This is a genomic window from Frankia sp. CcMO1, assembly GCF_977945845.1.
This window is the reverse complement of the sequence record NZ_CDWTMG010000021.1, coordinates 16,073-41,544: the sequence shown is the minus strand read 5'-3', so window position 1 is coordinate 41,544 and position 25,472 is coordinate 16,073. Positions and strand designations below refer to the sequence as shown.

At 70.8% G+C, this 25,472-nt stretch carries 23 protein-coding genes and 1 pseudogene; 7 read left to right on the top strand and 17 right to left on the bottom strand.

The features are described 5' to 3' along the window. The first annotated feature begins 472 nt into the window (after positions 1-472). The gene (locus AC08OU_RS05090) at positions 473-1,168 is read left to right on the top strand and encodes a response regulator (protein ID WP_462203874.1); all 696 of its coding nucleotides are present in this window, start codon (positions 473-475) and stop codon (positions 1,166-1,168) included. A 58-nt stretch (positions 1,169-1,226) separates the two neighbouring features. On the opposite strand, the gene AC08OU_RS05085 is transcribed toward AC08OU_RS05090, so the two are convergent. After that, complete coding sequence (locus tag AC08OU_RS05085) at positions 1,227-2,966, bottom strand: sensor histidine kinase (protein WP_476601274.1); 1,740 nt, start codon at positions 2,964-2,966, stop codon at positions 1,227-1,229. Between the two features lie 743 nt (positions 2,967-3,709). Between AC08OU_RS05085 and AC08OU_RS05080 the strand changes: the two genes are divergently transcribed. The 5 genes from AC08OU_RS05080 to AC08OU_RS05060 all read left to right on the top strand — a co-directional run bounded on the left by AC08OU_RS05080 (position 3,710) and on the right by AC08OU_RS05060 (position 7,183). Next, positions 3,710-4,378, top strand: coding sequence for a cysteine dioxygenase (locus AC08OU_RS05080; RefSeq protein WP_476601275.1), 669 nt, complete (start codon positions 3,710-3,712; stop codon positions 4,376-4,378). Next, complete coding sequence (locus AC08OU_RS05075) at positions 4,375-4,797, top strand: rhodanese-like domain-containing protein (RefSeq protein WP_462188064.1); 423 nt, start codon at positions 4,375-4,377, stop codon at positions 4,795-4,797. The genes AC08OU_RS05080 and AC08OU_RS05075 overlap by 4 nt, the downstream gene beginning before the upstream one ends. Before the next feature lie 901 nt (positions 4,798-5,698). Beyond that, a complete protein-coding gene (locus AC08OU_RS05070) occupies positions 5,699-6,067 on the top strand; it encodes a WhiB family transcriptional regulator (RefSeq protein ID WP_462188063.1) in 369 nt (122 codons plus the stop codon). Positions 6,068-6,335: 268 nt separating this feature from the next. Next, a complete protein-coding gene (locus tag AC08OU_RS05065; RefSeq protein WP_476604423.1) occupies positions 6,336-6,629 on the top strand; it encodes a hypothetical protein in 294 nt (97 codons plus the stop codon). Then, positions 6,626-7,183, top strand: coding sequence for a SixA phosphatase family protein (locus AC08OU_RS05060; RefSeq protein ID WP_476601277.1), 558 nt, complete (start codon positions 6,626-6,628; stop codon positions 7,181-7,183). The genes AC08OU_RS05065 and AC08OU_RS05060 overlap by 4 nt, the downstream gene beginning before the upstream one ends. Positions 7,184-7,295: 112 nt before the next feature. On the opposite strand, the gene AC08OU_RS05055 is transcribed toward AC08OU_RS05060, so the two are convergent. From AC08OU_RS05055 to AC08OU_RS05035, 5 genes are all read right to left on the bottom strand, one after another. Beyond that, positions 7,296-7,490, bottom strand: coding sequence for a hypothetical protein (locus tag AC08OU_RS05055; protein WP_462189278.1), 195 nt, complete (start codon positions 7,488-7,490; stop codon positions 7,296-7,298). Between the two features lie 151 nt (positions 7,491-7,641). Next, a complete protein-coding gene (locus AC08OU_RS05050) occupies positions 7,642-9,162 on the bottom strand; it encodes an alpha,alpha-trehalose-phosphate synthase (UDP-forming) (protein ID WP_476601278.1) in 1,521 nt (506 codons plus the stop codon). 269 nt (positions 9,163-9,431) lie between these two features. Further along, positions 9,432-9,695: a hypothetical protein gene (locus tag AC08OU_RS05045; protein WP_476601279.1), complete on the bottom strand. Its 264-nt coding sequence runs from the start codon at positions 9,693-9,695 to the stop codon at positions 9,432-9,434. A 6-nt stretch (positions 9,696-9,701) separates the two neighbouring features. Then, complete coding sequence (locus AC08OU_RS05040) at positions 9,702-10,892, bottom strand: hypothetical protein (protein ID WP_476604422.1); 1,191 nt, start codon at positions 10,890-10,892, stop codon at positions 9,702-9,704. 4 nt (positions 10,893-10,896) lie between these two features. Beyond that, the gene (locus AC08OU_RS05035; RefSeq protein ID WP_476599207.1) at positions 10,897-13,995 is read right to left on the bottom strand and encodes an FtsK/SpoIIIE domain-containing protein; all 3,099 of its coding nucleotides are present in this window, start codon (positions 13,993-13,995) and stop codon (positions 10,897-10,899) included. A gap of 322 nt (positions 13,996-14,317) precedes the next feature. On the opposite strand from AC08OU_RS05035, the gene AC08OU_RS05030 reads away from it, so the two are divergent. After that, entirely contained in the window at positions 14,318-14,863 is a 546-nt protein-coding gene (locus AC08OU_RS05030) for a phosphatase domain-containing protein (protein ID WP_476599209.1), read from the top strand. 60 nt (positions 14,864-14,923) lie between these two features. On the opposite strand, the gene AC08OU_RS05025 is transcribed toward AC08OU_RS05030, so the two are convergent. The 11 genes and pseudogenes from AC08OU_RS05025 to AC08OU_RS04975 form a co-directional block, all read right to left on the bottom strand. Beyond that, positions 14,924-15,733 carry an ABC transporter permease gene (locus AC08OU_RS05025; RefSeq protein ID WP_462186264.1) on the bottom strand — a complete coding sequence of 270 codons (810 nt, stop codon included), beginning with the start codon at positions 15,731-15,733 and terminating at the stop codon, positions 14,924-14,926. Next, entirely contained in the window at positions 15,730-16,794 is a 1,065-nt protein-coding gene (locus tag AC08OU_RS05020) for an ATP-binding cassette domain-containing protein (RefSeq protein ID WP_462186265.1), read from the bottom strand. The genes AC08OU_RS05025 and AC08OU_RS05020 overlap by 4 nt, the downstream gene beginning before the upstream one ends. Before the next feature lie 58 nt (positions 16,795-16,852). Then, on the bottom strand, positions 16,853-17,392 hold the full coding sequence (locus AC08OU_RS05015) for a MerR family transcriptional regulator (protein ID WP_462186286.1): 540 nt from the start codon (positions 17,390-17,392) through the stop codon (positions 16,853-16,855). A gap of 617 nt (positions 17,393-18,009) precedes the next feature. Then, positions 18,010-18,495, bottom strand: coding sequence for a bifunctional nuclease family protein (locus AC08OU_RS05010; protein WP_476599211.1), 486 nt, complete (start codon positions 18,493-18,495; stop codon positions 18,010-18,012). A gap of 167 nt (positions 18,496-18,662) precedes the next feature. Next, positions 18,663-19,439, bottom strand: coding sequence for a transcriptional regulator FtsR (gene ftsR / locus AC08OU_RS05005; RefSeq protein WP_462186266.1), 777 nt, complete (start codon positions 19,437-19,439; stop codon positions 18,663-18,665). A gap of 16 nt (positions 19,440-19,455) precedes the next feature. After that, positions 19,456-20,001 carry an FHA domain-containing protein gene (locus AC08OU_RS05000; protein WP_009739506.1) on the bottom strand — a complete coding sequence of 182 codons (546 nt, stop codon included), beginning with the start codon at positions 19,999-20,001 and terminating at the stop codon, positions 19,456-19,458. A gap of 293 nt (positions 20,002-20,294) precedes the next feature. Further along, the gene (gcvH, locus tag AC08OU_RS04995) at positions 20,295-20,675 is read right to left on the bottom strand and encodes a glycine cleavage system protein GcvH (RefSeq protein ID WP_476592578.1); all 381 of its coding nucleotides are present in this window, start codon (positions 20,673-20,675) and stop codon (positions 20,295-20,297) included. 123 nt (positions 20,676-20,798) lie between these two features. Beyond that, positions 20,799-21,683 (bottom strand): DUF881 domain-containing protein, encoded by an 885-nt coding sequence (locus AC08OU_RS04990; RefSeq protein WP_476604421.1) that lies wholly within the window; start codon positions 21,681-21,683, stop codon positions 20,799-20,801. 8 nt (positions 21,684-21,691) lie between these two features. Further along, complete coding sequence (locus AC08OU_RS04985; RefSeq protein WP_476599216.1) at positions 21,692-21,952, bottom strand: small basic family protein; 261 nt, start codon at positions 21,950-21,952, stop codon at positions 21,692-21,694. A gap of 78 nt (positions 21,953-22,030) precedes the next feature. After that, entirely contained in the window at positions 22,031-22,870 is an 840-nt protein-coding gene (locus AC08OU_RS04980) for a DUF881 domain-containing protein (protein WP_476599218.1), read from the bottom strand. Positions 22,871-22,980: 110 nt separating this feature from the next. After that, a pseudogene (locus AC08OU_RS04975) lies at positions 22,981-25,467 on the bottom strand (sugar phosphate nucleotidyltransferase). Positions 25,468-25,472: the final 5 nt, after the last annotated feature.

Sequence of the window (25,472 nt, the reverse complement as noted above, 5' to 3'; positions counted from 1 at the left end):
TTTACGATCGAGGTTCCCCTGTCCCGGCCGACGGGCCTCAGGGGACGTAATGAAGTAACAAATACGCGATCGAGAGCATCATCGCAGGTCACAGGCCTGTGGAGGGTTCGAAACGCGCAAGTTATTTCATTTCGACTCCTCATCGCTGCGCCGGGGAGCAGGCGAAACCTCCGGGCCCGCGGACAGGCTCTACATCCGCCGCCGGCACGCCAATTGCGACCTGGCGCAATCACATCATGAAGCCACTCGACTACACCTCCCCGGACTTCGGCGGGGCGCCACCCGGACCTACCCTTTTCGGATGACGCCGGAACCGGCGTTCACGGGTTCACCGAACGGCATCCGCCGAGACGCACGACACCGCTTCCGTGCGGTCGAGGTCACCGCCTCCAACAGCGAGCGTTATATTCTGCTTGCTGCAGGTGACAACAGCGACGGTCTTCTACGGCGTCAGGGTCGGGCGGAGTCAACGGTGTCAGACGAACTGGCGGACGGTTCCGGAGTCGGTGACGTACCGGGGCCTGCGTCGATCACCGGAACCATCCGGGTGTTCCTTCTCGACGACCACGAGGTAGTGCGTCGCGGGCTGCGGGATCTCCTCACCGACGAACCCGATGTAGAGGTGGTCGGGGAGGCCGGGCGGGCCGATGAGGCGGTAGCCCGGATCCTGGCCCTCCAGCCCCACGTCGCGGTGCTGGACGCACGCCTGGAGGACGGCAGCGGTATCGAGGTCTGCCGGCAGGTCCGGTCGAGCGATCCACGGATCGCCTGCCTCATCCTGACCTCGTTCGACGACGAGGAGGCGCTCTTCACAGCGATCATGGCGGGCGCGGCCGGCTACGTTCTCAAGCAGATCCGGGGAACCGCCCTCGTAGACGCGGTGCGCCAGGTGGCGGCGGGCAAGTCCCTGCTCGATCCCGCGGTGACGCCCCGGGTCCTGGTGCGGCTGCGGGAGGGACCAGCCGAGGACGAACGGCTTTCCGGGCTCACCGACCAGGAGCGGCGCATCCTCCGGCTGATCGCGGAGGGGCTCACCAACCGCCAGATCGCCAGCCGGATGTTCCTCGCCGAAAAGACCGTGAAGAACTACGTCTCCAGCTTGCTGTCCAAGCTCGGGCTGGAGAGCCGGACCCAGGCCGCGGTGTTCGCCACCAGGCTGAATCCCTGAATCCCTGAACCCCTGAGGCTCTTGAGGCCCGGGGTTCCCCGCAACCCCGCCGTACCCGCTAACCGAGGACGCTCCATCCCTCGCCGGAGTGCACGCGAAGCTCGGGCAACGGCGCGATCACCGGGACCTGCCAGGTCATGGTGGTGCCGACGCCGCCCGCTCCCGGGCCGAACTCCATCCGGCCGCCGAGGTCGAGCGCACGGTGCCGCAGGTTGGCCAGCCCGCTGCTGCGCGAGGCCTTGCCGGGGCCGCGGCCGTCGTCGCGCACCTCGACCAGGATGTCGGCGTCGGTGACCCGCAGCAACACGTGGATCCGGGAGGCCCGCGCGTGGCGGGCGATGTTGGACAACGCCTCGCGCAGCGCCGCGAGCATGTGCGGGCGGATGGCCGCGGGGACCCCGCGGTCGATCGGTCCGTCCAGCCGGACCGTCGGGGTGATCCCCAGGGCCCGTTCGGCCTGGGCGATGACCGCTTGAATCTCGGCGCGCAGATCGGTCTCCTCAGCAGCGTTGGAGGTCAACGAAAAGATCGTCTGACGGATGTCGGAGATGGTCTGGTCGAGCTCGCCGGCGGCGGCGTCCAGCCGCCCGGCCGCCCGGCTGTCCACGACCCGGGCAAGGCTCTGCAGGTGCAGACCGGTGGCGAACAACCGCTGGATCACGACGTCGTGCAGGTCCCGAGCGATGCGGTCTCGTTCCTCGAAGACGGCCAGACGCTCCCGGTCGCGGTGCACCCGGGCCAGTTCGAGGGTGAGCGCGGCCTGCCCGGCGAAAGCCGCGGCCATCTCCAGGTCCAGACCGCCGAAGGAGGCCGAACGCTCACCCGAGCCGAGGACGAGGATGCCCAGCGCCCGGCCACCCGCCATCAGCGGCACCACCATGCCGACCTTCACCGGGAGGTCGGGATGGTCCGCGCCGAACAGCGGACCGCCCGGGGAGTCGGCGGGCACGAGCACGGCCCGGCCGGTGCGCATGGCCTCGTTCAGGCGGCGGTTGTCGGCGAAGACCCGGCCTCGCAGGTCGTCGTCCCCCTCCCCGGCGACAACCCCGACGACCAGGCCGGCCTCGTCGGGGACGAGGATCGCGGCGAGCCGGGCCGCGGTCGCCTGACGAGCCCGCCGGGCCACCAGGTCGAGCGCCTTCTCGGGCTCCGCGACCGACAGCAGCGCGGTCGTGATCTCCGCACTGGCCGAGAGCCAGGCCTGCCGGCGCCTGGTCTCCTCGTACAGCCGCGCGTTCTCGATCGCGAAACCGACCGCGGCCGCCAACGCGCACGCCAGATCCTCGTCCTCCTGGGTGAACTCGCCGCCACCGCGCTTCGCGCCGAGGAACAGCGTTCCGAACGCCGCGCCCCGCACCATGATCGGGACGTTGAGGAAGGTGTCGAACCGCGGGTGCCCGCCGGGAAACCCGATCGCAACGGGATGACGGGCGACGTCGGCCACCCGCAACGGCCGAGGGTGGCGCAGGCTCTCCCCGATCAGGCCGCGCCCCTCAGGAAGTCTGCCGATCATGGTGGGCACCTCGTCGGGGAAGCCCACATGGATGAGCTCCGAGATCTCCCCGTCGTCGCCGATCACCCCGAGGGCGCCGTACTTGGCCCCCACGAGCTGGCAGGCGGCCTGCGCGATCCGGCGCAGGGTGACCGGCAGGCTCAGTTCCCGGGCCACGTCGACGACCGCGTCGAGCAGGCCACGCATCCGGGTCTGCACGGACGCCACTTCGTTCACCTGCTCGGAAAGCTGGATCAGAAGCTGTTCGAGCCGCGCACGATCGACATCGGGGACGGGTCCGCTCATCGGCGCGGGCCCTGGTCTAGGCCCTGGTCCAGGGCAATGACCGAACCTTCGTCCGGGTATCGACGGAATTCGACGAAAACCACCGCGCGTGGCACCTCATTTCCGGTCCCTCTCTCCAGCAGGGTGACGTGCGGGCGCCTGCCCAGGCGGAAGGATTGCCTGCCATGCACGATATCCGGCAAACACCGACTCCGCGGAGCAGCAGGCGGAACACCATAACGAGCACCAGCCGAGTCTCGGAGGGCCACAACGCGCCGGGCTACCTCCAACGTAGAGTGTCGTTCATGGCAATGCCCCACCTCTTCCTGCACCGCGACCGAGTGACGGACCTGGGCCGGGTCGTCAGCGCGGCGTGTACCGGGCGGGCCTGAGCCAGCGTCATCCTCCCGCGGCGCCGTCGGCGGCGGCTCGTCGTCTGCCGTCCCTAATCGGTTGATCGGCTGGTCCAGCTGGCAGTTCTGTCGCCCCGCCCCGACGGTCCGTCGGCCTCGCGACGCCACGCTCAGCCCGTTCGCACCGTGATCTCCACCGCTCTGCGCCGTCGCACTCCGTGCCTGCGCCACGGCGGGCCACCGCCGGCAGGACATCACCATCGTGCTCATTCGATGCGGTGACCCGGCGCATCAGTCTCGCGCGCGGCACCGCTTCTCCCCGCCCGGCCGTGTCCGGCGGTGTGCCGGCGAACGTACCCGCGTCCCGGCATCACCCGCGTCCCAGCATTACCCGCGTCTTGGGAGTGACTCGTGCCCCTCCTCCACCCGGTCCTCATCGCCGACCCCACCCGCATCGCCGACCCCTTCGTGCCGACCTCGTGCCTGAGCGATGAGCCGGGCCTCATCGACCTGGCGACCCTGTGCGAACTGACCGCCGCGGTCTCGGCGACGCCCGAGGTCTGGCGTCCCGTCATCCGTCACCGTCCCGACCGCCGGTGGTACACCCGGCTGCTGCTCTCCGCGACCGTGGAGGTGTGGCTGATCGGCTGGTACCCGGGGCAGCAGACGGAGGTACACAATCATGGCGGCGCGCTGGGTGCGCTGACGGTCGCTGAGGGTTTCGTGGAGGAGGACCAGTACGACCGAAGCTGGACCAGCTCCCAGGTGCACCGGCACGGGACCGGGGCCGTGGTCGGCTTCGATGCGACCCACGTCCACCGGGTCGCCAACCGCGGCCGGCAGGTCGCGACGACGATCCACGCCTACTCCCCACCGGAACTGTCGATGCGGTTCGCGCCGACGCCGGCCGATGGCGGCCGTACGGAGGATCCGCGTGCCGTCGAGATCCCGCCTGCGGCCGCGGCAGCCGCGACGGACCTGGGCCCGGCCGTCACCATCGGCGCGGCCACCGCGATAATCGAGGCGGGCAGGGGCGACCGCAGGGCTCCGACCCCCGCGGTGGCCGGGAGCGGCGCATGACGGCAACCGAGCACGCCACGGCCACACCACCGAGCCGGATCGACGCGATGCTCGCGGCGGCCCGGTCCCGGCTGCACCGACTCGAACCGGCGCAGGCCGCGCGTGCCCTGGCCGAGAACGGCGACGCGGTGCTGGTCGACATCCGACCCGCGGCGCAGCGCGCCGCGGAGGGGGAGATCCCCGGCGCCGTCATCGTGGAGCGCAACGTCCTCGAATGGCGGTTCGACCCCACCAGCGACGCGTGCCTGCCGCTGGCGACGGGGGACGACCTGCAGGTCATCGTGATCTGCTCAGAGGGTTACACCTCCAGCCTCGCAGCCGACTCGTTGCAACAGCTCGGCCTGCGGCGCGCCACCGACGTGATCGGCGGATTCCACGGCTGGGCGGCGACCGGGCTCCCCACCCGCCCGGCCCGCTGACCGACGCGACCCGACGCGATGCGACCCGCCGGCCCGGTCGAGGCCCCGACCGACTTCGACCGGGCCGGCGGGTTTACCCGGGGGATCCACCGGGGGTCCGCCCAGGGAGTCTCGGTCGTGCCGGCCACGTCATCGCCGCCCCTGCACCCGCAGAGGTCAGGGGCGCATGCAGCAGCAAAAACATCGGATGTGGTTCTGCGCACATTTCTCTACCGAAATCATCCCCCGAGAACCGGGGTAAGCGGACCTTCGCGGGATCGTCACCCGTACGCAATCGAACCCGGGTACCACTCCAACCTTGATCACCAAGGCCCCGCCGGCACCCCTCCCGGGCCGCGCCGGCCAGCCGAAAGTGATCTTCATGCACGCTGTTTCCGCTGTCCAGTAGCGATTCCCCGCCCATCCGGCGGTACCCGGCGAGCCCGATCCCGGTCGCCGCGGCGACCGAGCCCGACCGACGGCAACACCGATCCCGACCGACAGCAGTCATCTCGGAACGCGCACGGTGCGTGACCATCCACCTCGGCACACGCCGGTACGGAGCCCCGGACGTCCGCGTTCCGGAACCCTTGCTATCCGGTCGAGAGACGTCTACGTTCCTCGGTTAACGAGACGAGACGGGATCGTTTCCGAGCGGAGCTCCGCCCACGGTATGCCAACCGAAAGGCAGCGTTGACGGATTCCACCCGGAACGCCCGAGGGCTTCTCGGCTCGACCAGGTTGACCTGCCTGTCTGGGGTGTATGCAACACCGGATTCGGCGGTCTGGAAAAGCATGTGTCCGCCTTTGCAACGTCAGCAGGAGACGGTATGCCCAGTCAGCCCAGCGTGCTACCCGCTCGAAGCTTCGCCACGCTTAGCTCTCTGTCCCCCGCGTGTCACCACGTGTCCGGCGGTGCACGATGAGCGCCGGTGTCCCGGTTCTTCCCGGCCGTGATCTGCCGCCACAGCCGTTCGGAGCTGGTTGGCCCGCCTACTGGCGCCAGGACGCGGCCTGCCGGGACGGCGACCCGGACGCCTTCTTCCCGCCGGACGGCCGCAACACGAAAGCCCGGGCCGCGGCCGAGACGCGGGCCCGCAAGATCTGCTCCGACTGCCCGGTGCAGCGCCCGTGCCTGGCCACCGCGATCTTCTGCCAGGAAGAGCACGGGATGTGGGGCGGCCTGACCTCGGACGAGCGGGCTTCCGTCGTCCCCCGTGGACGGCTGAGCGCGGACGACGCCCTAGTCTTCGCCGACCGGCTGCTGCTGTCCGTGTCGGTCGCGAGCTGAGCGGACCGCGCCCGGTGGCCCCGGGCGCGCCCCGCACCGGTGGCCGCCCCTGGCCGCGCGGTGGCTCCTCACGCCGGCCGATCTGCCCGGACATCGGTGGCGATGATCAGGGCCATGGTTCCGGACGGCTCGGCCGCGACGCCCTCGCTATCCGGTCGGGCCATACCCCATTGACGGACCCGGCCCATCCTGGGCAGTCTGCGTGTCATCACCTCACGCCGCGGGGCGTGCGGCGCGGCGGCACGGGGACCGGACGCGGGAGGGCGCGGTGGGCACGGGTATGGCTCCCGGCGAGGCCGGATTCGACGATCCGGGCGGTGGCGGCGAGAAACCCCAGGCCGCGCCGCCACCGACAAACCCTGGAAAATTTACCGAGAAATTCTTTTCCCCGAATATCATGCTTTATATCGAGCCAGCCCTGCACGGTCCTGCTCGCCGTTCCGCGCCCGCCACGCCAGGCGCGAATTCCCGGCAATTCCGGCTGGAATGGCAGTTCCGGCTGGAACGCGACGGACGTCGCGCCGTCGATTTCCTCCCCGTGCAGCGGAGGGCTCTCTCGTGAGACCACAGCGGCGCCTTCTTCTGCTGCGGCACGCAAAGTCAGACTGGGCCGAGCGGTCGATCCACGACGCCGATCGACCGCTGTCGGGATCGGGCCGGCGGGGCTGCAAAATTATCTCGCGCTACCTCACGGACAACAGGCTCGCGCCCGACCTCATTCTGTGCTCCTCCGCGCTGCGGACCCGGCAGACCGTCGAGGGCCTCGCGGAGGCGCTCCCCCCGAACGTCCCAGTCCTGACCGAGGACCGGCTCTATCTGGCCGAGGCGCAGGACCTGCTGGACCGGTTGCGTGAGATCGACGACGGAGTGCCCAGCGTGATGCTCGTCGGGCACAATCCCGGTATCCACACGCTGGCCGTGGCCCTGCTGCCCCCCGCCGAGCGGTACCAGATCCCCACGTTCCCGACGGCGGCACTCGCTGTCCAAGATCTGACCGTTACGCGCTGGGCGGAGCTGGGTCAGGACTCGGCCCGGCTCGTCTCCTTCGTCACGCCGCGGGGCCTGCGGGAGGCCGCCAGACCGACGGGAGCCCCGAAACCTGGCCCACCGGCCTGAGTCGGGAACGCCGCCGGCCTGAGCTCGGCCGGCGGCCGAGCGCCGCGGCGCGGCAGCCCGATGAACTGGTAGGTGCCGCGCCAGGCCTCGTTGAACCAGATCGGCACGGCACTCAGTAGGCCTGCTCCATGATCTTGGAGACGAGGGCGAAGACGCCACCAAGGACCAACAGTGCGCCGGCCGCGATCCACAACGGCACCGAGGCGAGCGGGAGGGCGAACGTCCCGACGACGAAGCCTACAATGATCAGAAGTACCGCGGCCCACGAACCCGTGTTGGCCTTGTGGTGACCGGTCTCACTAGCCACGTCCACTCCCGTCCGTCCTCATCGGGGCCGCCCGGCGACCCGATGCACATCGTTTTCCGGTGCGAGACTACCCGCGATCGGCATGTCCGATCCCGGATGGCGATGTACCTTTACCCGATCTCGCCATTCTCTTCCCGCGCCGGGAGCCCGGTCACCCGAATCCGGCGACCCGCCGCAGGTCCACCAGCTGGTCGTCGAGCCAGCGCCGCACGTCGTGGGTGCGGACCTGTTCGGCGGCCGCGGCGAGCCGACGATGGCGCTCCTCCATCGGCATCGTCAGCGCAGTGTACAGGGCGTCGGCCATCTGCTGCACGTCGAAGGGGTGCAGGGTGACGGAGAACTCACCCAGTTCCTCGTGCGCCCCGGCCATCTCCGACAGCGCCAGCACGCCGCCACGCCGGTTGACGACCGCGACCTCCTTCGCGACCAGGTTCATCCCGTCGGCGATCGCGTTGACGATCAGAACGTCACAGATGGAGTAGGCCGCCACGGCGAGCGGGAAGTCCTCGACCATCCGCAGGTCGATCGGCTGGCGCCCCTCCTTGGTATGCCGGGCGTTGATCTCCGCGACGACCGCGCCGATCAGGGCGATGTAGTCGGCGTACTCCGGCACGTCGGTGCGGCTGGGCTGCAGCAGCGCCAGAAAGCTGACCTTGCCCACCAGCTCCGGATGCTGATCGAGCAGGGTGCCGAAGGCCAGGAAGCCGCGCACGACGTTCTTGCTGGGGTCGGTGCGGTCCACCCGCAGGATGAGCTGACGGCCATCGTCGAGGAAGATGTAGCGCAGCATCGCCACATGCGCCGCCACCTCCTCGGAGGCCTGCGTAGCGTCCAGCGCCGCCGGGTCGACCGAGATCGGGTGGTACCGGGCGCGGACCACCCGGTCCGCCACCGTCACCGTCAGCTGCTCCAGGTCGGTCGGCAGGCCGAGCAGCTCCTGGGCGCACAGGACGAAGTTGCGAGCGTAGCGCCGGGTATGGAAACCGACCACATCGCTACCGAGCAGCCCGCGCAGCAGCCGCTCCCGGATGTCGGCGGGCAGGACGCGCCACTCGTCCGGCCCCGGCCAGGGAATGTGGATGAAATGCGTGAGCACCACATCCGGGCACTGCTCCCGCACCCAGTCGGCCACGAGGTAGAAGTGGTAGTCCTGCAGCAGGACGAGCGCCTTGCCACCCCGCGCGCGCACCTCGTCAACCACCGCGTCGGCGTAGGCCCGGTTGACCGCAGCGTAGCCGTTCTCGAAGGCGTCGTGCTCGGCCCGGGTGAACACCGGTGACAGCGACCGGCCGTAGAGGCCATGCTGGATGAACCACAGGATCGGGTTGGACCACACGCTGTAGAAGTCGGCGTAGGCGGTCGGATCGGTAACGACGAGCCGGACCCGGATGGCGGGGCCGTCCGGCTCGCCCTCCGCGAGCCGGGGCGAGGGAGAGGTCTGGACGAGGATGGAGCTCCCGGCGCTCTCCCCGGCGACGGCGACGTCCTCCTCGCTGGCTGCGCCGCACACCCACACCGCGTCGTCGAGATGCTCGGCGAGTCCGGACAGGGCCGAGACGAGGCCGCCCGCCCCCCGGGTGACGGTACGACCGGTGGCGTCCCGGTCGAACCTGACCGGACCGCGATTGGACAGCAGCACGAGCGGCAGGTCGAGCGGGTTGAAGTCCGACACGGCGGATACGGCCTCCTGGTCACGGGCGGTACTCGGCGTCCGGCACCGCTGAGCCCGAGCGCCCGAGCGCACGGGAACAATCCGGACTGTAGTAAGCCCGGCTTTCGGATGCATCGCGTTGCAACGCGGCTAGGACGTTGTTACCCAGACCTTCATCTGATTACTGCTCTCATCCGAAAGGTGTCCTTCTGTAACCAGATGCCCCGGCAAGCCGCAACGGGGAGATCCCGTCCCACGTCGGGAGGCGTGCCGTGCCTCACCCCAGCCGTCTACAGACCGTCCCGGTAGTCCCGAACCTCCTGCACAGCCGATCCCAACGACGCCAGCGACGTCTGCAATGTGTCGCGTGTCTCCACCAACGTGCTGGTCAACTGTTCGACCGCGCGGTGCTCACTGCCGTCGGTCGCCGCGATCACCATCGCCTGCGCCTCCTCGATCATGCTCAGCGCGCCCTCCAACTGCCCGGCCACCTCCTCGGTGCGCCGGAACGCCTCGTCGAGCTGCGCCTTGACGTCGGCGATCGTGCCTGACACCCGTCCTCATCCCTTCCTGGAACCACCGCTCCTGGAACCACCGCTCTTCGAGGCGCCGGCCGGAGCCTGCCCGCCGCCGAGGCCGAGACCGAAGCGGACCGCCACCGCGAGCGCGGCCAGCGACGCGATCACCCCGACCGGTTCCATCGGGGCGAGCCGGAACGTGGCCAGCACCATCACCGCGGCCGTACCCGCTCCCAGGGTGCCCGCCCGCAACACCGCCTTCGCCCCATCCTCGCCGCCGGCCCCGAGAGCGACCAGAACGGCGGCGGCCACCGTCGACCCGACCAGGCATGGCACCGCGGGCACGGCGACGAAGGCCCGCAGAAGTCCGACGATCCCGAGGATGAGCACGCAGGCGAGGGCGGTCAGCAGCCCGGCCGACGCCGAGCCGGTGCCCTTGGAGACGGCCCGCAGTTCGGCGGCCTTGCTCATCACGTCCAGGCAGAGCTCGTAGGCCTGGCGCGGCGCGGTCTGCGGGTCCACCTGCGCAGCGGACGGCTCGTGCGGGCCGCCGGCGCGGCCACCCCGCGCAGCCCGGCCCGCCCCCGGCGGCCGGCCATCCGACCGGTGCCGCTGCCGCGCGAGCCCCCGTCCCGTGCGGTCGGCCTCCCGTCCGGCCTGTGCCAACGATCGGCCCCGCCGATCGCCCGGTTCGGCCAGGGCGTACCCGCCCCCGTCGCGGTAGAGGCCGCGATCCGCCGTCCCCTTCTTCGCCAGGCCGACCCGCGGGGCGGCGGCAGCCGCATCGGCCGAGGTGTCGCCAGCCGCCGAGCGCAGCTGGTCGAGCTCGGTGAGCCCGTACTGGGCGAGGGGCTCGGCGACCTGGTCCCAGACGCTGCGGACCCTGGCCCGGATGTCCTGCGCGGCGTCCCGGTGCCGACGCGCGGCCGCCCGGCCGCCCTGACGCCGGTCGCGGGCGTCGCGGCCGGCCCGGGCCCGGGCCTCGTCGGACGCACCGAGCAGACGCCGGTACTGCATCGCCGCCTTGGCCGGGTCGTCGAGATCCGGGTCGGCGAGATCCGGATCACCAAGGTCCGGGTCGCCGAACAGGTCGGCGAGATCGGAGGCATCCACCGGCACAAATCCAGCCACGATCCCGTTCCGTCCTCTCCCGGCGCCTGCTCGGCCGTCGATCCCCACCTCGCCGACACCCGCCACATCGCCGTCGGTTCCCGCCCCGTCGTCGGTCCACATCGGGCTACCCCTGATCCAACGGCGCGAACGGCACCACGGTGCGCGGTTCGGCCTGGACGTGCCGGTCGAACAGGACCGCCCGATTCGGCATGGTCCCACCGGCCACCGACCGGTGTCCGGCCAGGACGAACAGGTCGCTGCCGGGTACCCCGGCCGCCATCCACGCGGCGATGTCGTCCCGGTTACCCGGACCGAGGTCCTCAGCCAGCCGGGACACTCCCCGCCACCAGCCCAGCAGGTGCACGCGCTGCGCCGGTCCCCGGCGGGTGAGCGTGCGCAGGTCGTCCAGTCCGGTGCGACGGGTCACCGGGTCACGCGCTTCCAGCCCGGCCCGGCCGGCGTCCATCGCAAAGACGACGATGAGCCGCAGCGGCGGCGCGACCGGGCCCACGCTGCCGGTGAGTGCGGACTCCTCCCGGGCACGGGTCTCATCGGCGGCACCGGCCAACACCGACCGCAGGCCGGTGACATCGGCGACCCGAACGGGATGCCCGGCCCGGCGCACACGCGCCGCGAGCACCTCCGCGGCGGCGAGCGCCATCGGCTCCGCGGCGATGATCTCGACCACGAGTCCACCGGCCGGGACCTGCGCGGCGACGCTGGCCGCCGCCGCCTGCAGGATGCCGACCGCCTCCCGACGCAGCGGACCGAGCACGGCGAGATGCCGGCCGGGCAACGCGGCGAGCCGTACCCCGACCGCGGGCGGCGCGAGGTCCAGAGGCACGCCGACCAGCGCGAGGGGATCGACATCGTTCTCGGAGCCGTCCCCGGAGCCGGAGGCACGACCCGGCGACACACTGCCCGGCAGCAGGCTCGGACCGGTTTCGCCACCGCCCTCGCCACCGCCGCCGAGGATCGCTTCGGCCGCAGCCGCCTCGACGGCCGTCGGCGCCGGACGCCCGTCCAACGCCTGGTAGATCGGGTTGTCGTCAAGAACCGCGGGGGCGTGACCAGCGAAGACCCGCGGGGGCCTTGCCTTCGGCACACTGCGCGCGGTCGTGGCCGCCAGCCGCCCACGCAGCACGCCTATCGCCGCCGGATCCGGGAAGGCGACCCGGACGAGTTCGTTGCCCGCAGGATGGCCGTTGCGCCGGTTGACGATAGCCTCCCCGACGCCCGAGAGTGCGCCGGCCGCCTCGTTCGCCGTGGACAGCAGGACCCGCGACTCCGAGATCGAGGTACGCAGCGCCACGCGCAACGCGAACTGCCCGAAGATCGAACCACGCTTGCCGGCGGTGGCGTCGAGCGCGTCGATACCGGACAGCGTCTGGCTGGCGAGCAGCAGATGGACCCCGTAGGCGCGGCCCTGGCGGGCCAGGACCTCCAGGTGCGCGACGGCCTCCCGCGCCACCGAGTCCATCGGGGTGAGCATCACCTGGAACTCGTCGACCACGACGATGATCCGCGGCCAGGGCGAGCTCCAGTCGGCCGCCCGCAGGCCTCGCAGGTCGCGGGCGCCGACCGCACGCATCGCCACGGCGCGGCGGCGCATCTGTTCACGGACCGCCCGCAGCACCGCGACGCCGAACTCGCGGTCGCTCTCGATGCCGACGGTATCGGCGTGCGGCAGGTAGAACGGGTCCGTCGGACCGGCGGCGAACTGGGCGAACTCCAGCCCCTCCTTGAAGTCGAGCAGATGGAAGCGGACCTGGTCGGGCCCGTAACGCGCGGCGATCCCGTAGATCACGTCGAGGAGCAGCGTCGACTTGCCCGACCCGGCCTGGCCGCCGACGAGGGCGTGCACGGTGTCGTCGTCGAAGGTGAACCCCACCGGCCCGTCGGGGCCCTGCGCCACCTCAACACCCACCCCGGCGGCGCTGTCGAACTCCCACAGGCCGCGGGGCAGCATGTCGCTGATGGCGGGCGGCCGGGTGGCCTCCCGGGTGGCCTCCGCGGCGACCTGAGCCGTGACCGCGGCGACCAGCATGGAGTGCGGCGGCGGGTCCAGCTCGACCCGCAGCAGACCGGTCAGCGATGTGCACCAGCCTCCCGCGGCGACCCGGCACCATCCCGGCCGATCGGCGAGGAGCTCGACCGCGGTGAACACCACCGACCTCGGCAGGGGTTCCGTCACCGAGTCCTCGTCCTCGTCGGGTTCCAGGCCGATGACGTCGGGATCCAGCGGCGTCACCTCATCGGGATCGTCCCGCGAGCCGCCCAGGACCGGCTCCGCACCGGACGGCCGGACCTCCACGATGGAGATCACCACCACCCCGCAGGACGGGCCCTGGGCCGCGATGGCGGCGAGCGCCCGCGCGCCCTCGTCGTGCAGCCGGGGCTCACCGAGCAGCACCAGGACGTGCCAGGGCTCCGAACGCGGAAGCCCGGCATCCTCCCGCTCCCGCAACGAGTCGAACCGGCCACCGAGCCGGTCCACAGTGATCCTTCCCACCTCCGCCGACAGCTCCGCGAGGACCTCCTCGAGCCGGGCCCGCGTCGTGAGCGTGGGAGTGGCCACACCGGCGGCACGCAGCGGCGCAAAGCCAGCGAGCCCGGCACCGAGCTCGTGGGGGTCATAGACGACGAGTCGGACCCGCCCGGCCGGCGCCGCGGCGAGGACGCGGGTCAGCAGGCCACGCACGAGGTCGACCGCGGCGGGCCGGCGGGACCGGGTCGTCTCGATCCGCAGGTTCAGGCCGTCCAGCAGCGGGATGGCCAGTGGCACCGTCCGGTGCTGCGCCGTGGGATCGTCGGGCGGCACGATGACCTGGCCGACCTGCCACAGAGCGGGCCGGAAACGAGCCCGGTCGCCGACCGGGGCGACGCCGAAGGGGCCGTGCCGCCAGTCGGGCGCCGCCCAGGACGCGCCGGCGAATCCACGCGCCCGGGAACGGGCGATCACGGCGGCCCGGACGAGCTCCCCGGCGACGTCGAGCCGCCCCGCACCGGACTCACCGAGGCCATCAGCCTTCCCGGCGACACCGGAACCCGCTTCGGCCTCGATCCGGTCCGCCTGCTCATCCAGCCGATCGGCGAGCGCCAGTGCCGCCCCCAGCGAGGACTGGATACCGGCCACGAGCGTGCGCGCCCGCCGGGTACCCGACACGTTGACCTCCCCACACTGTGTGTTGCCGTGCTCGGCGTCGAGCCCCCCGACGACCATGACACGTCCGACGGAGCAAACATCCCAGAACGCGCCGACCGGCCGAACTGTCCTGCCGGCGCGACGGTCTGGGCACGGGGACCTCGCCGGACGAAAGCATGCGACGACATCGGCGACGTTATCGGTACAACCACCCGCAGCCTGGCCGTTCCGGACGACGGCGACGCCGGGACCACCGGAGCGGGCTACCCCTCGACCGGCACCAAATCAACGGCGCCGCGCGTGTTCAATGATCCGTCGGGGCAACCGTCCCGGTCAGGTAAGCCAGCGCACCGATCGAAGGGGCGAAGGTCGGCGATGAGCAGGTGGAAAGGGAACGTCGGTGACGGACGCGGCTGACACGGCTGACACGGCGGGCCTCACGGAGACGGCGGGTACGGCGGCGGCGAAACAGCGACCGCTCGCCGTCATTGACGTCGACGGGGTGGTGGCCGACGTCCGACACCGGTTGCGCTTCCTGCGCGCCAGTCCCAGTGACTGGGAGGCGTTCTTCGCAGCGGCGCCCGCCGATCCCCCCTTGGCCGAAGGGGTGGAACTAGCCCGCAAGCTGGCTCGGGACCACGAGGTGGTATGGCTGACCGGCCGGCCGGAGCGTTCCAGAGAGGCGACGCGGCGCTGGCTGACCGAGCAGGATCTGCCGCCGGGTGAGCTGCGGATGCGTCCGGACGCCGACCGTCGGCCGGCTCGGGTGTTCAAACGCGCCGAACTTCGCGAGCTCGGCGCCGGCCGTCGGGTCGCCGTCGTGGTCGACGACGACCCCGCCGTGGTGGACCTGCTGCGCGCCGACGGCTGGCCGGTCCTGCGGGCCGAATGGCTCGCCTACGAGGCGACGCTGGGCAACGCCCAGGAGACCGAGGGCCGCACCTGACCATGAGCCGCGCCTCGGCGACGCTCGGTGCGGCCCGCGGCCGGCGGTCGGGCCCGCCGGTCAGCGCGAGGCCGACCGCCGGTACACGCGCGCGGCGAACGGCCCGAACACCACCAGCAGGCCCAGACACCAGGCGAGGGACTGCAGGAGAACGGAGACGATCGGACCGCCGAGGAACAACGCCCGCACGGCGTCGACGGTCACCGTCACCGGCTGATGCTGGGCGAACGCCTGCAGCCAGCCCGGCATGGTCTCCACCCGGGCGAAGGCCGAGCTGGCGAAGACCAGCGGGAAAATCCAGATGAATCCCGCCGACTGCGCCGCCTCCGCGCTACTCACCGACAGCCCGATGACGGCGGACAGCCAGGAGAAGGCGTACGAGAACAACAGCATCAGCCCGAACCCGGCCAGCACCGCCGGCACCGTGGTCTCCCCGAACCGGAATCCCACGGCCAGGCCCACCAGAAGCATCACTACGACGATGAAGACGTTGCGGGCGAGATCGGCCAGGGTACGGCCGGTGAGCAGCGCCGACCTGCTCATGGGAAGGGAACGGAACCGGTCGATCAGACCCCGCTGACGGTCCTCCGCCAGCCCCACGCCGGTCAGCATCGACCCGAAGATCACCGTCTGCAGGAAGATGCCCGGCATCAGGTAGTCCACGTACTTGACCCCGTCACCCACGTTGATCGCGCCACCGAAGACATAGGTGAACAGCAGGACGAACATGACCGGCTGGATGGTCGCGAAGATGACGAGCTCGGGTATCCGCCAGGTCTGGATCAGATTGCGCCGGCACATCACCCACGCGTCGGCAACGGCCCACGACAGCTGCCCGCGCCCCGCTGGAGTCAGCTCGAGGGTGCTCATATGGTCACCATGTCCTTGTCATCGTCCTTGTCGTCCTTGTCGCCCCGGTCATCAGGGGTGTCGGTGTCGCCACGGCCGTCGCCGCCCGCGCGTGCGGGCGGCACCTCGCTGCCGGCCGGAGCGCGCCCGGTCATGGCGAGGAAGACGTCGTCCAGCGACGGCCGGTGCAGGGCGACGTCGGAGATCGGCACCCCCAGCTCGTCGAGACCCCGGACCACGTCGGACAGCACGCTCGCGCCCGGTACCGGCACACTGACCCGGCGCGTCTCCCCATCGGCCGTCGCCGCGCCGGATCCGAACCGGGCAAGCACCGCCCGGGCGGCCTGGACATCCTCGGCGGCGTCACCACCGACGACGATGTCCAGCCGGTCGCCACCGACCTGCGACTTCAGCTCGTTCGGGGTACCCCGCGCAATGACCCGGCCGCCGTCAACCACCGAGATCCGGTGGGCCAGCCGGTCGGCCTCCTCCAGGTACTGCGTCGTGAGCAGGACCGTCGTGCCGTCCCGCACCAGATCGGCGATCACCCTCCACATCGCCGAACGGCTGCGGGGATCCAGTCCGGTGGTCGGCTCATCGAGGAACAGCACCGCCGGGTTGATGATCAGGCTGGCCGCGAGATCGAGCCGCCGCCGCATCCCGCCCGAGTAGGTACGCGCCTGCCGACCGGCCGACTCGGCGAGCTCGAACCGCTCGAGCAACTCGACCGCGCGGGCCCGCGCGACGCGGCTGCGCAGCCGGTAGAGCCGCCCGAACATCTCCAGGTTCTCCAGGCCGGTGAGCCGCTCGTCGACCGCCGCGTACTGACCGGTCAGACCGATCCGGGCACGCAGCGCGTCCGCCTGCCGGACGACGTCCAGACCGAGGACCCTGGCCTGGCCGCCGTCCGGGCGCAGCAGGGTCGACAGGATGCGTACCGCCGTCGTCTTGCCGGCTCCGTTGGGCCCCAGCATGCCGTGCACGGTGCCGGCATCGACCCGCAGGTCCAGGCCCACCATCGCTCGTTTGCCGCCGTAGCTCTTCTGCAGGCCCTCGGTGAGGACCGCCGGGTTGTCTGTCACGAGGCGGACCGTACGACGAACCTCCGACAGTTTGGAACCGAATAAAGGCGGGGGGAGGCTAGGCCGAGCTCCGCCGGGTCCGACGACTGGCCAGCTCGTCGCCGGGATGGGTCGCCGGCGGATGACCAGGCCGCTCGCAGGGCAGTTCAGCCAGCTGGCCACGCATGTCGCGCAGGGCTCGGCCAACGGCGATGGCGAACACGCCCTGCCCACCCCGGACAAGATCGATCACCTGGTCGTCCGAGGTGCACTCGTACACGGTGGAGCCGTCGCTGATCAGGGTGAGCTGCGCCAGGTCGTCCACGCCGCGGGTACGCAGATGCTCCACCGCCACCCGGATGTTCTGCAGCGACACACCGGCCTCGAGTAGCTTGCGGACCACGCGCAGCACCAGGACGTCACGAAAGGAGTACAGCCGTTGGCTGCCGGAACCGGACGCGTCGCGGACGCTGGGGACGACCAGACCGGTCCGAGCCCAGTAGTCGAGCTGGCGGTAGGTGATGCCCGCCGCGGCGCAGGCCGTCGGCCCCCGGTACCCGACGTCGTCCCCCGGCGGTTCAGGAATCTCATCCGGAAAGAGCTGGCCCTGTTCGATCATCGCTGTACGCACTTCGCCGCCATGCCAGCCCCATCCTCCGGACCGTTCCGGATCCGTCCCGACCGCCGACGTCACCCGACGCCGCCAGCCCGGGCACCCGGCCCGATCGAACCGTTTCCACCGTCGTGCGGCCTGCCACGATCACCTCGACCACACGACTCCCTGTCCCCGACCGCCGCCGGTCGACGGTCTGCGAGACCGCGACGCGGCACCCCTGTGCCCGTAAGCCGGGACCGCCCGCCCACCCGTCGGCACGGACCCGGGCGGAGCGCATCACGCCGTTGCCACAGCCCGGCAAGGTCAGAGCCGGAGAGAGCCCGTTCCGCCACGTCTACCGCGGGCAGGGGCACGAACTCTACGGTCGGGCTCTCCCGACCGTAGGAGCGACGCGCGGTTCCTTCAATGATCTAAGCCGGCGTGTCTGTAGTCCAGCGGACGTCATTCAACAGATCGGTCAAATCGGAAGTGCGCTCCGATACTGCCCGCACACTGGATCACAGCCGACCTTGGCCAGGGCTGGCTGAAGGCCTCAACGGCCGACCTGCTCCCAAGCGGGCACGCCAAGGACTGGGAGGCTCAGGGGCCAGGAGCCCTCGGGAACCGGGAACCGGGAACCCTCAGGAGCCGGGAGTGTTGAAATCCTCCGGGGAGATCGTGTCAAGGAACTCCCGGAACTTCTCCAGCTCGTTCTCCTGTTCTTGTTCCTGTTCCTCGGGAACGGTGATCCCGGCCTCGGCCAGGACCGCCTCGACCCCGTAGACCGGCGCTCCCATCCGCATCGCCAACGCGATCGCGTCGGACGGCCGGGCGGAGACCTCCACCCCGTTGCCGAACACGAGCGTGGCGAAGAAGACGCCGTCCTGAAGGTCGGTGATGGTCACCCGGGTCAGATCCGTCTGCAGCACGCGCAACACGTCCCGCATCAGGTCATGGGTCATAGGTCGAGCCGTCGTGATGCCCTCCTGGGCGAAGGCGATCGCCGTCGCCTCAACAGCACCGATCCAGATGGGCAGATACCGCTCACCGCCCACCTCCTTGAGCAGGACGATCGGCTGCTTCGACGGAAGCTCGACTCGCACGCCGACGATGTCCAGCCGATGCACCGATCTACCTCCTCGCAGGTGGGGCGGGGCGGGATGTTGTGACCGGAGCCAGAAAACCCCACAGGGGAGACAGTATCCCCGCTTCCGTCCGGCGTCAGCGCGCCCACCGGTTCGGCTGTCCGGCAAGGCACTCCGAGCGCAGCCCCGGCAGCCTCCTCACCTCGGTCTCAACTCGAGCGTCCCGCCGCCAGCCGGGAGCGCAACAGGGCCGCGTGCAAGCGGACCACCAACGCCGCCAGTTCATCGGCGGTCTCGGCGTGCCGTCCCGAGCCCTCACCACCGCGCTGGCCCCGCAACGGGGCGACGGCGGCCTCGATGAGACCAGCCTCACGGTCGGCCACGGTGCGGGCGGCCCGCAGATGCCGGGGCTGCACGCCGTGGCCGGCCAGCAGCGCCACGGTCCGCGCGACGAGCAGGGCGTCGGAATCGTAGTACCCGCCGCCCGCGATCGGACCCACCAGGCCGTGCTGTTCCAGCTCGGTCAGGGCCTCGTCGCCGAGCCCCGCGGCGGCGAGAAGCTCCCGGCGCGACATCCTAACCCTTTCCGCCCCGAGGAACGCGTCCAGGCCGGTAGGGGTCGGATGCGGAGGCAGCGCGCGGGGTCCGGGCCGATGCACCGGGGTCTCACCGCGGTCGAGCGACGCCAGCTCCTCCTTGATCACGCGCAGCGGAAGAAAGCGATCCCGCTGCGCGTGCAGGACGTAACGGAGCCGGGCGACGTCGTCGACCGAGTACTTGCGGTAGTTCGCGCTGGTACGGGCGGGTTCGACGAGTCCCTCCGCCTCGAGATAACGGATCTTCGACAGGGTAATGTCGGCGAAGTCCGCCCGCAGACGGTCGAGAACCTGGCCGATGTTGAGCACCTTCGCGTTCTGTCCGGCCTGGTCCGAGCGCGCTGCGCCCGAACGCGGGGCCGGCGATGCCGCGGCGAGGCCGCCGCTCACCGTGGGTCCTTCCTCGTCACCGTGCCGCTGACCCCCCGTAGCTCGCGCCGGTCAGGAACACCAGGCGGAACTTGCCGATCTGCACCTCGTCGCCGCTGGTGAGCTCAGCCGAGTCGATCCGCTCGCGGTTGAGGTAGGTACCGTTCAGGCTCCCGACGTCGCGAACCGAGAAGCCCTTGGTGTACGGCGAGCGATGGAACTCCGCATGCCGGCGGGAGACGGTCACGTCGTCGAGGAAGATGTCGCTCTCGGGATGGCGGCCGACGGTGGTCATGTCGGCATCCAGCAGAAAACGACTCCCCGCATTCGGCCCCCTCTTGACGACGAGCAACGCCGAACCGGGAGGTAGCGCGTCGACGGCGGCGACGGCGTCCCGCTCGGTCGACTCGTCGACGTGGTCGCCCTCGATGCCGGACAGCGCGGCCGCCAGGTTCAGCGTCGACGTCTGCTCCGCGGGTCTCTCCGGCGCCACGGGCTCACCCGGACGCACCAGAGGAGACCCGCACCGCGCGCAGTACAGCGCGTCGGACGGGTTCTGCTGTCCGCACCTCGTGCAGAACACAGTCGCGTCCGCTTCCTGCCGGGATCCCGCACGGGCGGGGTACCCCAGCCGCTTCGGCCGCCACCGAACGGGCGGCGGGAACGTCTCTGCCAACACTGCGATGGTGGTAGCCAGACGTCCGCAGCCCACCCCCATCACCAGGATGATCACATGGCGACGGTCGGGCCGTCCACGATCGTGCCCCGGTGCACTCCGAGGCTAGTGCATCGCGGGCACGGTCGTGAAAAGGGTGCGACCCGTGTTGTTCGGCGTGGTGTGGCCCACCACCCACCATGGACACAAACCAGATACTCTCAGTTTTCCTTCACGTGCTCCGCGTACTCTTCGGCGGTCAGCAGGCCGGTGACGCCGGCGACATCCGCGACCGTGAGCTCGACGAGCCAGCCTTCCCCGTAGGGATCAGAGTTGATCAGTTCCGGCGCACCGGCAAGCGCCTCGTTGCGCGCCGTCACCTCTCCGGCGATCGGCGCGTAGATCTCGGACACGCTCTTGGTCGACTCGACCTCTCCGAAGGACTCACCGGCCTGGACCGCGGAGCCGAGGTCGGGCAGAGAGACAAAGACGATGTCGCCCAGCGCCTCCTGCGCGTAGGACGTGATGCCGACCCGTGCCGTGCTCCCGTCGAGCCGGATCCATTCGTGCTCACGGGTGTACTTCAGGTCGTCCGGGTACACCGGAGATCGCCTCCCCTTGCTCTGACCACTCCGCGGACCGCTCTGCGCCGCCCGGCCCGACGCCGTACCGCGCCGCGAACTCCACCAGGAACCACGTTCCTCGACTGGCCCGGACAGGGTCCCCTATCCGGCCGGACGGGCATAGCGAGGACTCGGAGCGGGTCGCAGCGCACGGATCTCGATGTGCTCGGAGGTCCGAACGGTCGCCTGCGCCCCGTCCCGTGCCGCTACCGTATCGAGCACCCCGCCGGGGATCCGCATCGCCTGGTCCAGCGTGTGGGCGTCGCCCACCACCCGCAGCACGTACGGCGGCGCGATCGACGTGCCGTCGACCACCAACCCCCGCCCGGGCTCGTCGGCCACGTAGGTCGAGACGACCGCTCGGACCCCGGCGATCTCGATCGCCTCGGCGCCCGCGTCCCGTAGCTCCTGCAGGGCGTCGACGAGGATCGAGGAGTCGACCGCGCGGTGGGGGTCATGGATCGTCAGCTCGAGCCCCGATCCGGTAACCGGCACGATGCCGGTGAGGATCGCCAGCCGGTCGGCCTCGCGACGCACCTCGCCCGGCCCGGCCGCCGGGGCCGGCGTCGACGTCGGCACGGGCGGCATCATCGGTTCCGCCTTCTGGCGGAGCTGATGCTCCCGGGCCGCCAGGGACCGGTCGACGGCGCCGATCGCACCGAGGGTCGCGGCGAGCTCGCCCGGCCGCGCGATGGCAAGTCCGAAGGACGGCTCCGCGGACCGGGTCGCGGCGACCGCGGCGAAACCGAGACCGGCGAGCAGGACCAGGCTCAGGGCACGCCGCGTCCGGGCACGACCCGGCCGGGCGTGCCCCGGAACCGGGCTCGGCGTCGGCTCCGACGCGACAGGGACCACGACGGGCGACGTGGGCGGGTTCGACGGCGCCTCGGGGACCGGCGGCTCGGGGACCGGGGTCGGATCGGGCTTCGGATCGGGTACGGACTTCCGTCCGGGCCCGGATCCCGCAGGGTCGCCTGTCGAGGTCACCGCCACCGTCAGACCTTGATCAGATGCTGACGCAACGCGGTCGCGGTGGCGAAGATGCGGATGCCCAGCACCACGACCACCGCGGTGGACAACGCGCCGCCGAACCCGATCAGGTCGCCAAGTAGCACCATCAGGACGGCAACCGCGACGTCGAAGACGAACGAGACGATGAACACCCGGTCGTCGAACACCCTCTCCGCGACGGCCCGCGCGCCGCCGAGAGCAGCGTCCACCGCGGCCACCACAGCGACTGGGAGGTAGGGATCCATCCAGTCGGGGACGGTCGGGGACGGTCGGGCCCAGCACCAGGCCGGCCGTCACGCCCAGGGCAAGGGCTACCACGACAATCATGATTCGCTCCGTCGAGCATGCCGCAGCACCCGGGGATCGGCCGCGGGCAGGGTCAGGTTTCTGACAGTGACGACCGCCAGGGAGGTCACCGGTGAGTCGGGACGATGCCGCAGCCGGTCGATCACGGCGGACTCCTCGAGACGCCGCACGAGATCGTCCGGATCACCCACCGCTTCGACGGTGTACGGCGCGATCATCGGCACGAATCCGACGAGAACGAGATCACCGGCCGCCCGGATCGCGCTGAGAGCCGTCAGGCGGACGCCGTTGACCGCGACAGCCTCGGCACCCGAGATCCACAGCACGTTGACAAGATCAGCAATGTCTCGATCTTGAATCCGGGTCCAGTCGGACGCCGGTGCGGGGCGGGGACTAGCGGGCCCGGTCGACGGGCGCAGCGGGGTGGGCGCCGTTGACGCACGAGGTGCCGAGGGTGCCGACGGCCCGGGGGAGGTCCGGTCCGCGAGCTCGATCCGGGCACCCGGTCCACGCACGGGGGACCAGCCGGCCGCCGGCCCGAGATCCGACAGTGCCGCCGTGGCCCGGGCCAGCTCGCGCTCGGCCCGGGCGCGCTGTTCCCGCGCCATCTTCACCCGCAGGCGCAGCTCGCTGACCCGGGTCGCGGCCGCAGTAGTCGCGGCGGATCGCTCATGGATCTCCGCGCGCAGGGCCGCGACGAGCTCCGCACGTTCCCCGGCCGTCGTCGCGGCACGCCGGGCCCCGGTGGCTATCACCAGGCCGAGCAGGCCGAGGACGAGGGCCAGGGCGAGGGGGCGCAGCCAGGGGCGACGGGCCCGCTCGGAGACGCCGCAGGGATCCGAAGGGCCGGTGGCCACGGGGCATACCGGCCCTCGGCGTGGCCATCCGGTCCGTTCTCGCACATTCGGCATTCTGACCGACCGGACACCGAGCGCCGCCGACCAGGGCCTCGCCGCGCGTGCCGCGGCTACCGCGCCTCGACCACCTCGACCCAGCGCCGCAGCAGCACGTGGGCCTCCTCGATGTCGGCACCCTCCGACCACAGGTGGGTGACCGCCTCACTCGGATCCGGCAACACCAGGATCCAGGAGCCGTCCGGACCGACGATCCGAACCCCGTCCGTGGTGTCGATGACATACCCCGCATCCGGGTCGACCGACTCCACCACGCGACGCATGACGGTGCCCTTGACCGCCCACGGGGTGGGCACTGAACGACGCAGGATCGCCACCAAAAGTATCCGGGCGTCGATGGTGCTGAGCGTCAGCCGGGTCCGTGCCACCAGGGCCAGCAGTTTCACGAACGCCGCGATCCCGTCGATCGCGGGGGCGAACTCGGGGACGATGAAGCCGCCCCGCCCGTCGGCGGCGAAGACGATGCCGTCGTCACGGGCGACCCCGGTCAACGCCGCAGCCGACAGGGAGGTCCGGCGTACCGTCAGCCCGTGGAAGCGGGTAACCTGGTCGGCCACCCGGGTGATGGTCACCGGCAGGGCCACCTCCGCGCCGGGATTCTCCGCCGCGACGAGGTCGAGGAACACCAGCAGGGCCCGGTCATCGTCGATGAGGTCCCCCCGTTCGTCGACGATCGTGACGCGCTCGCCGACATGGTCGAACCGCACGCCGAAGGCCGCCCCGGAGCTGGCGACGAGGGCGCCCAGGCGGTCGGTGGCCCGCAGATCCTCCAGGGCGCTGCGGGGCGGGATGGTCTCGTCGACGCGTCCGTTGACGGTGAGCACGTCGACGCCGAGCCGGCCGAGCAGTGTCGGCAGCACCAGGGACGCCGAGCCACCCGAAGGATCAACGACGATCTTGAGATCCGCCTCAACGATGCCGGCGGTATCGACCCGGTCAAGCAGATCCTGGATGTAGAGATCCATGGTGCGGGCCGGGAAACGCAGGTCACCGATCTCACCGGGAAAGGCCCGGCGGAACTCCTGGCGGGAGAAGACCCGGTCAAGCTTGCGCTGCGCCACCGGGGAGAGGTCGTCGCCGTCGGCATCCAGGAAGATGATGTCGATGCGTTCCGGGTCTCCGGGGGTGGTGCGCAGCATGATCCCCCCAGCGGCGTTGGACGAGCGGACATCGAAGCGGGTGACCGGCATCGGTGCCACCTCAAGATCACGGACGTTGATGGCGCCGGCGGTCAACGCGCTGATGACGGCCCGCTTGAGGGCCCGGGCGGCGCGGGAACCGTCCCGCGCGGTGGTGACGGTGGCTCCCTTTTTCAGGGTCGTGGCGTAGGCACCGGCGAGGCGCACCACCAGCTCCGGGGTAATCTCCGCGTTCACCAGGCCGGACACCCCGCGCGGCCCGAACAGGGTCCGCTGGCCGCGGGACTCCCAGATGACGGACGTGTTGACGACCGCGCCGGCCTCGATCGTCTTGAACGGATACACCTTCACGTCATGGGAGATGAACGCCTCCTCGCGGACGACGCACTCGTCTCCGACGACGGCGCCCTCCTCGATCCTGGCCGCCCGCAGCACGTCGGTGCTCTTGCCGATAACGCAGCCGCGCAGGTTCGTCTGCGGGCCGATGAGCGCGTTGTCCTGGACGATCGCCCGGTGCAGGAACGCGCCGCTCTTCACCAGCACGTTGCTGCCCAGCACGGAAAACTCCCGCAGCTCGGCGCCGGCCTCCACCTTGCTGTAGTCGCCGACCACGAGCGGCCCCTTGAGGATCGCCTCCGGGTGGACCTCGGCGTCCTCACCGATCCACACCCCGGGGGACACCTCGAAACCGCCGATCTCCACGTCGACCTGGCGGTTGAGCACATCGGCCTGAGCCCGTTGGAAGCTCGCGATGGTGCCGACGTCCTCCCAGTACCCGGACGCCACATAGCCGTACACCGGGGCACCCGCCTCGACCAGCCGGGGGAAGATGTCGCCAGACTAGTCCACCGCCTCGCCGGGCGGCACCTGGGCAAGCACCTCGGGCTCCATCACGTAGATACCGGTGTTGACGGTGTCGGAGAACACCTGCCCCCAGGTCGACTTCTCCAGGAATCGCTGGATCCGTCCGTCCTCGCCGGTGATGACGATGCCGAACTCGAGCGGATCGGGGACGGATTTCAGCGCGACGGTGACGAGCGCGCCCTGACGCCGGTGGAAGGCGACCAAGTCGGTGAGGTCGATGTCGGTCAGCGCGTCCCCGCTGATGACCAGGAACGCCTCGTCCCGCAGGGCGTCCTCGGCGTTCTTCACGCTGCCGGCGGTGCCCAGCGAGGTCGTCTCGGTGGCGTACGACAGGTGCATCCCGAGCTCGTCACCGGAACCGAAGTACGTCCGGATCATCGAGGCCAGAAACTGGACGGTCACCACCGTCTCGTCGAAGCCGTGCCGTTTGAGCAGGCGCAGCACATGCTCCATGATCGGCCGGTTGACGACGGGGAGCAGTGGTTTGGGCAGGTTCGCGGTCAACGGGCGCAGCCGGGTGCCCTCGCCACCGGCCATGACGA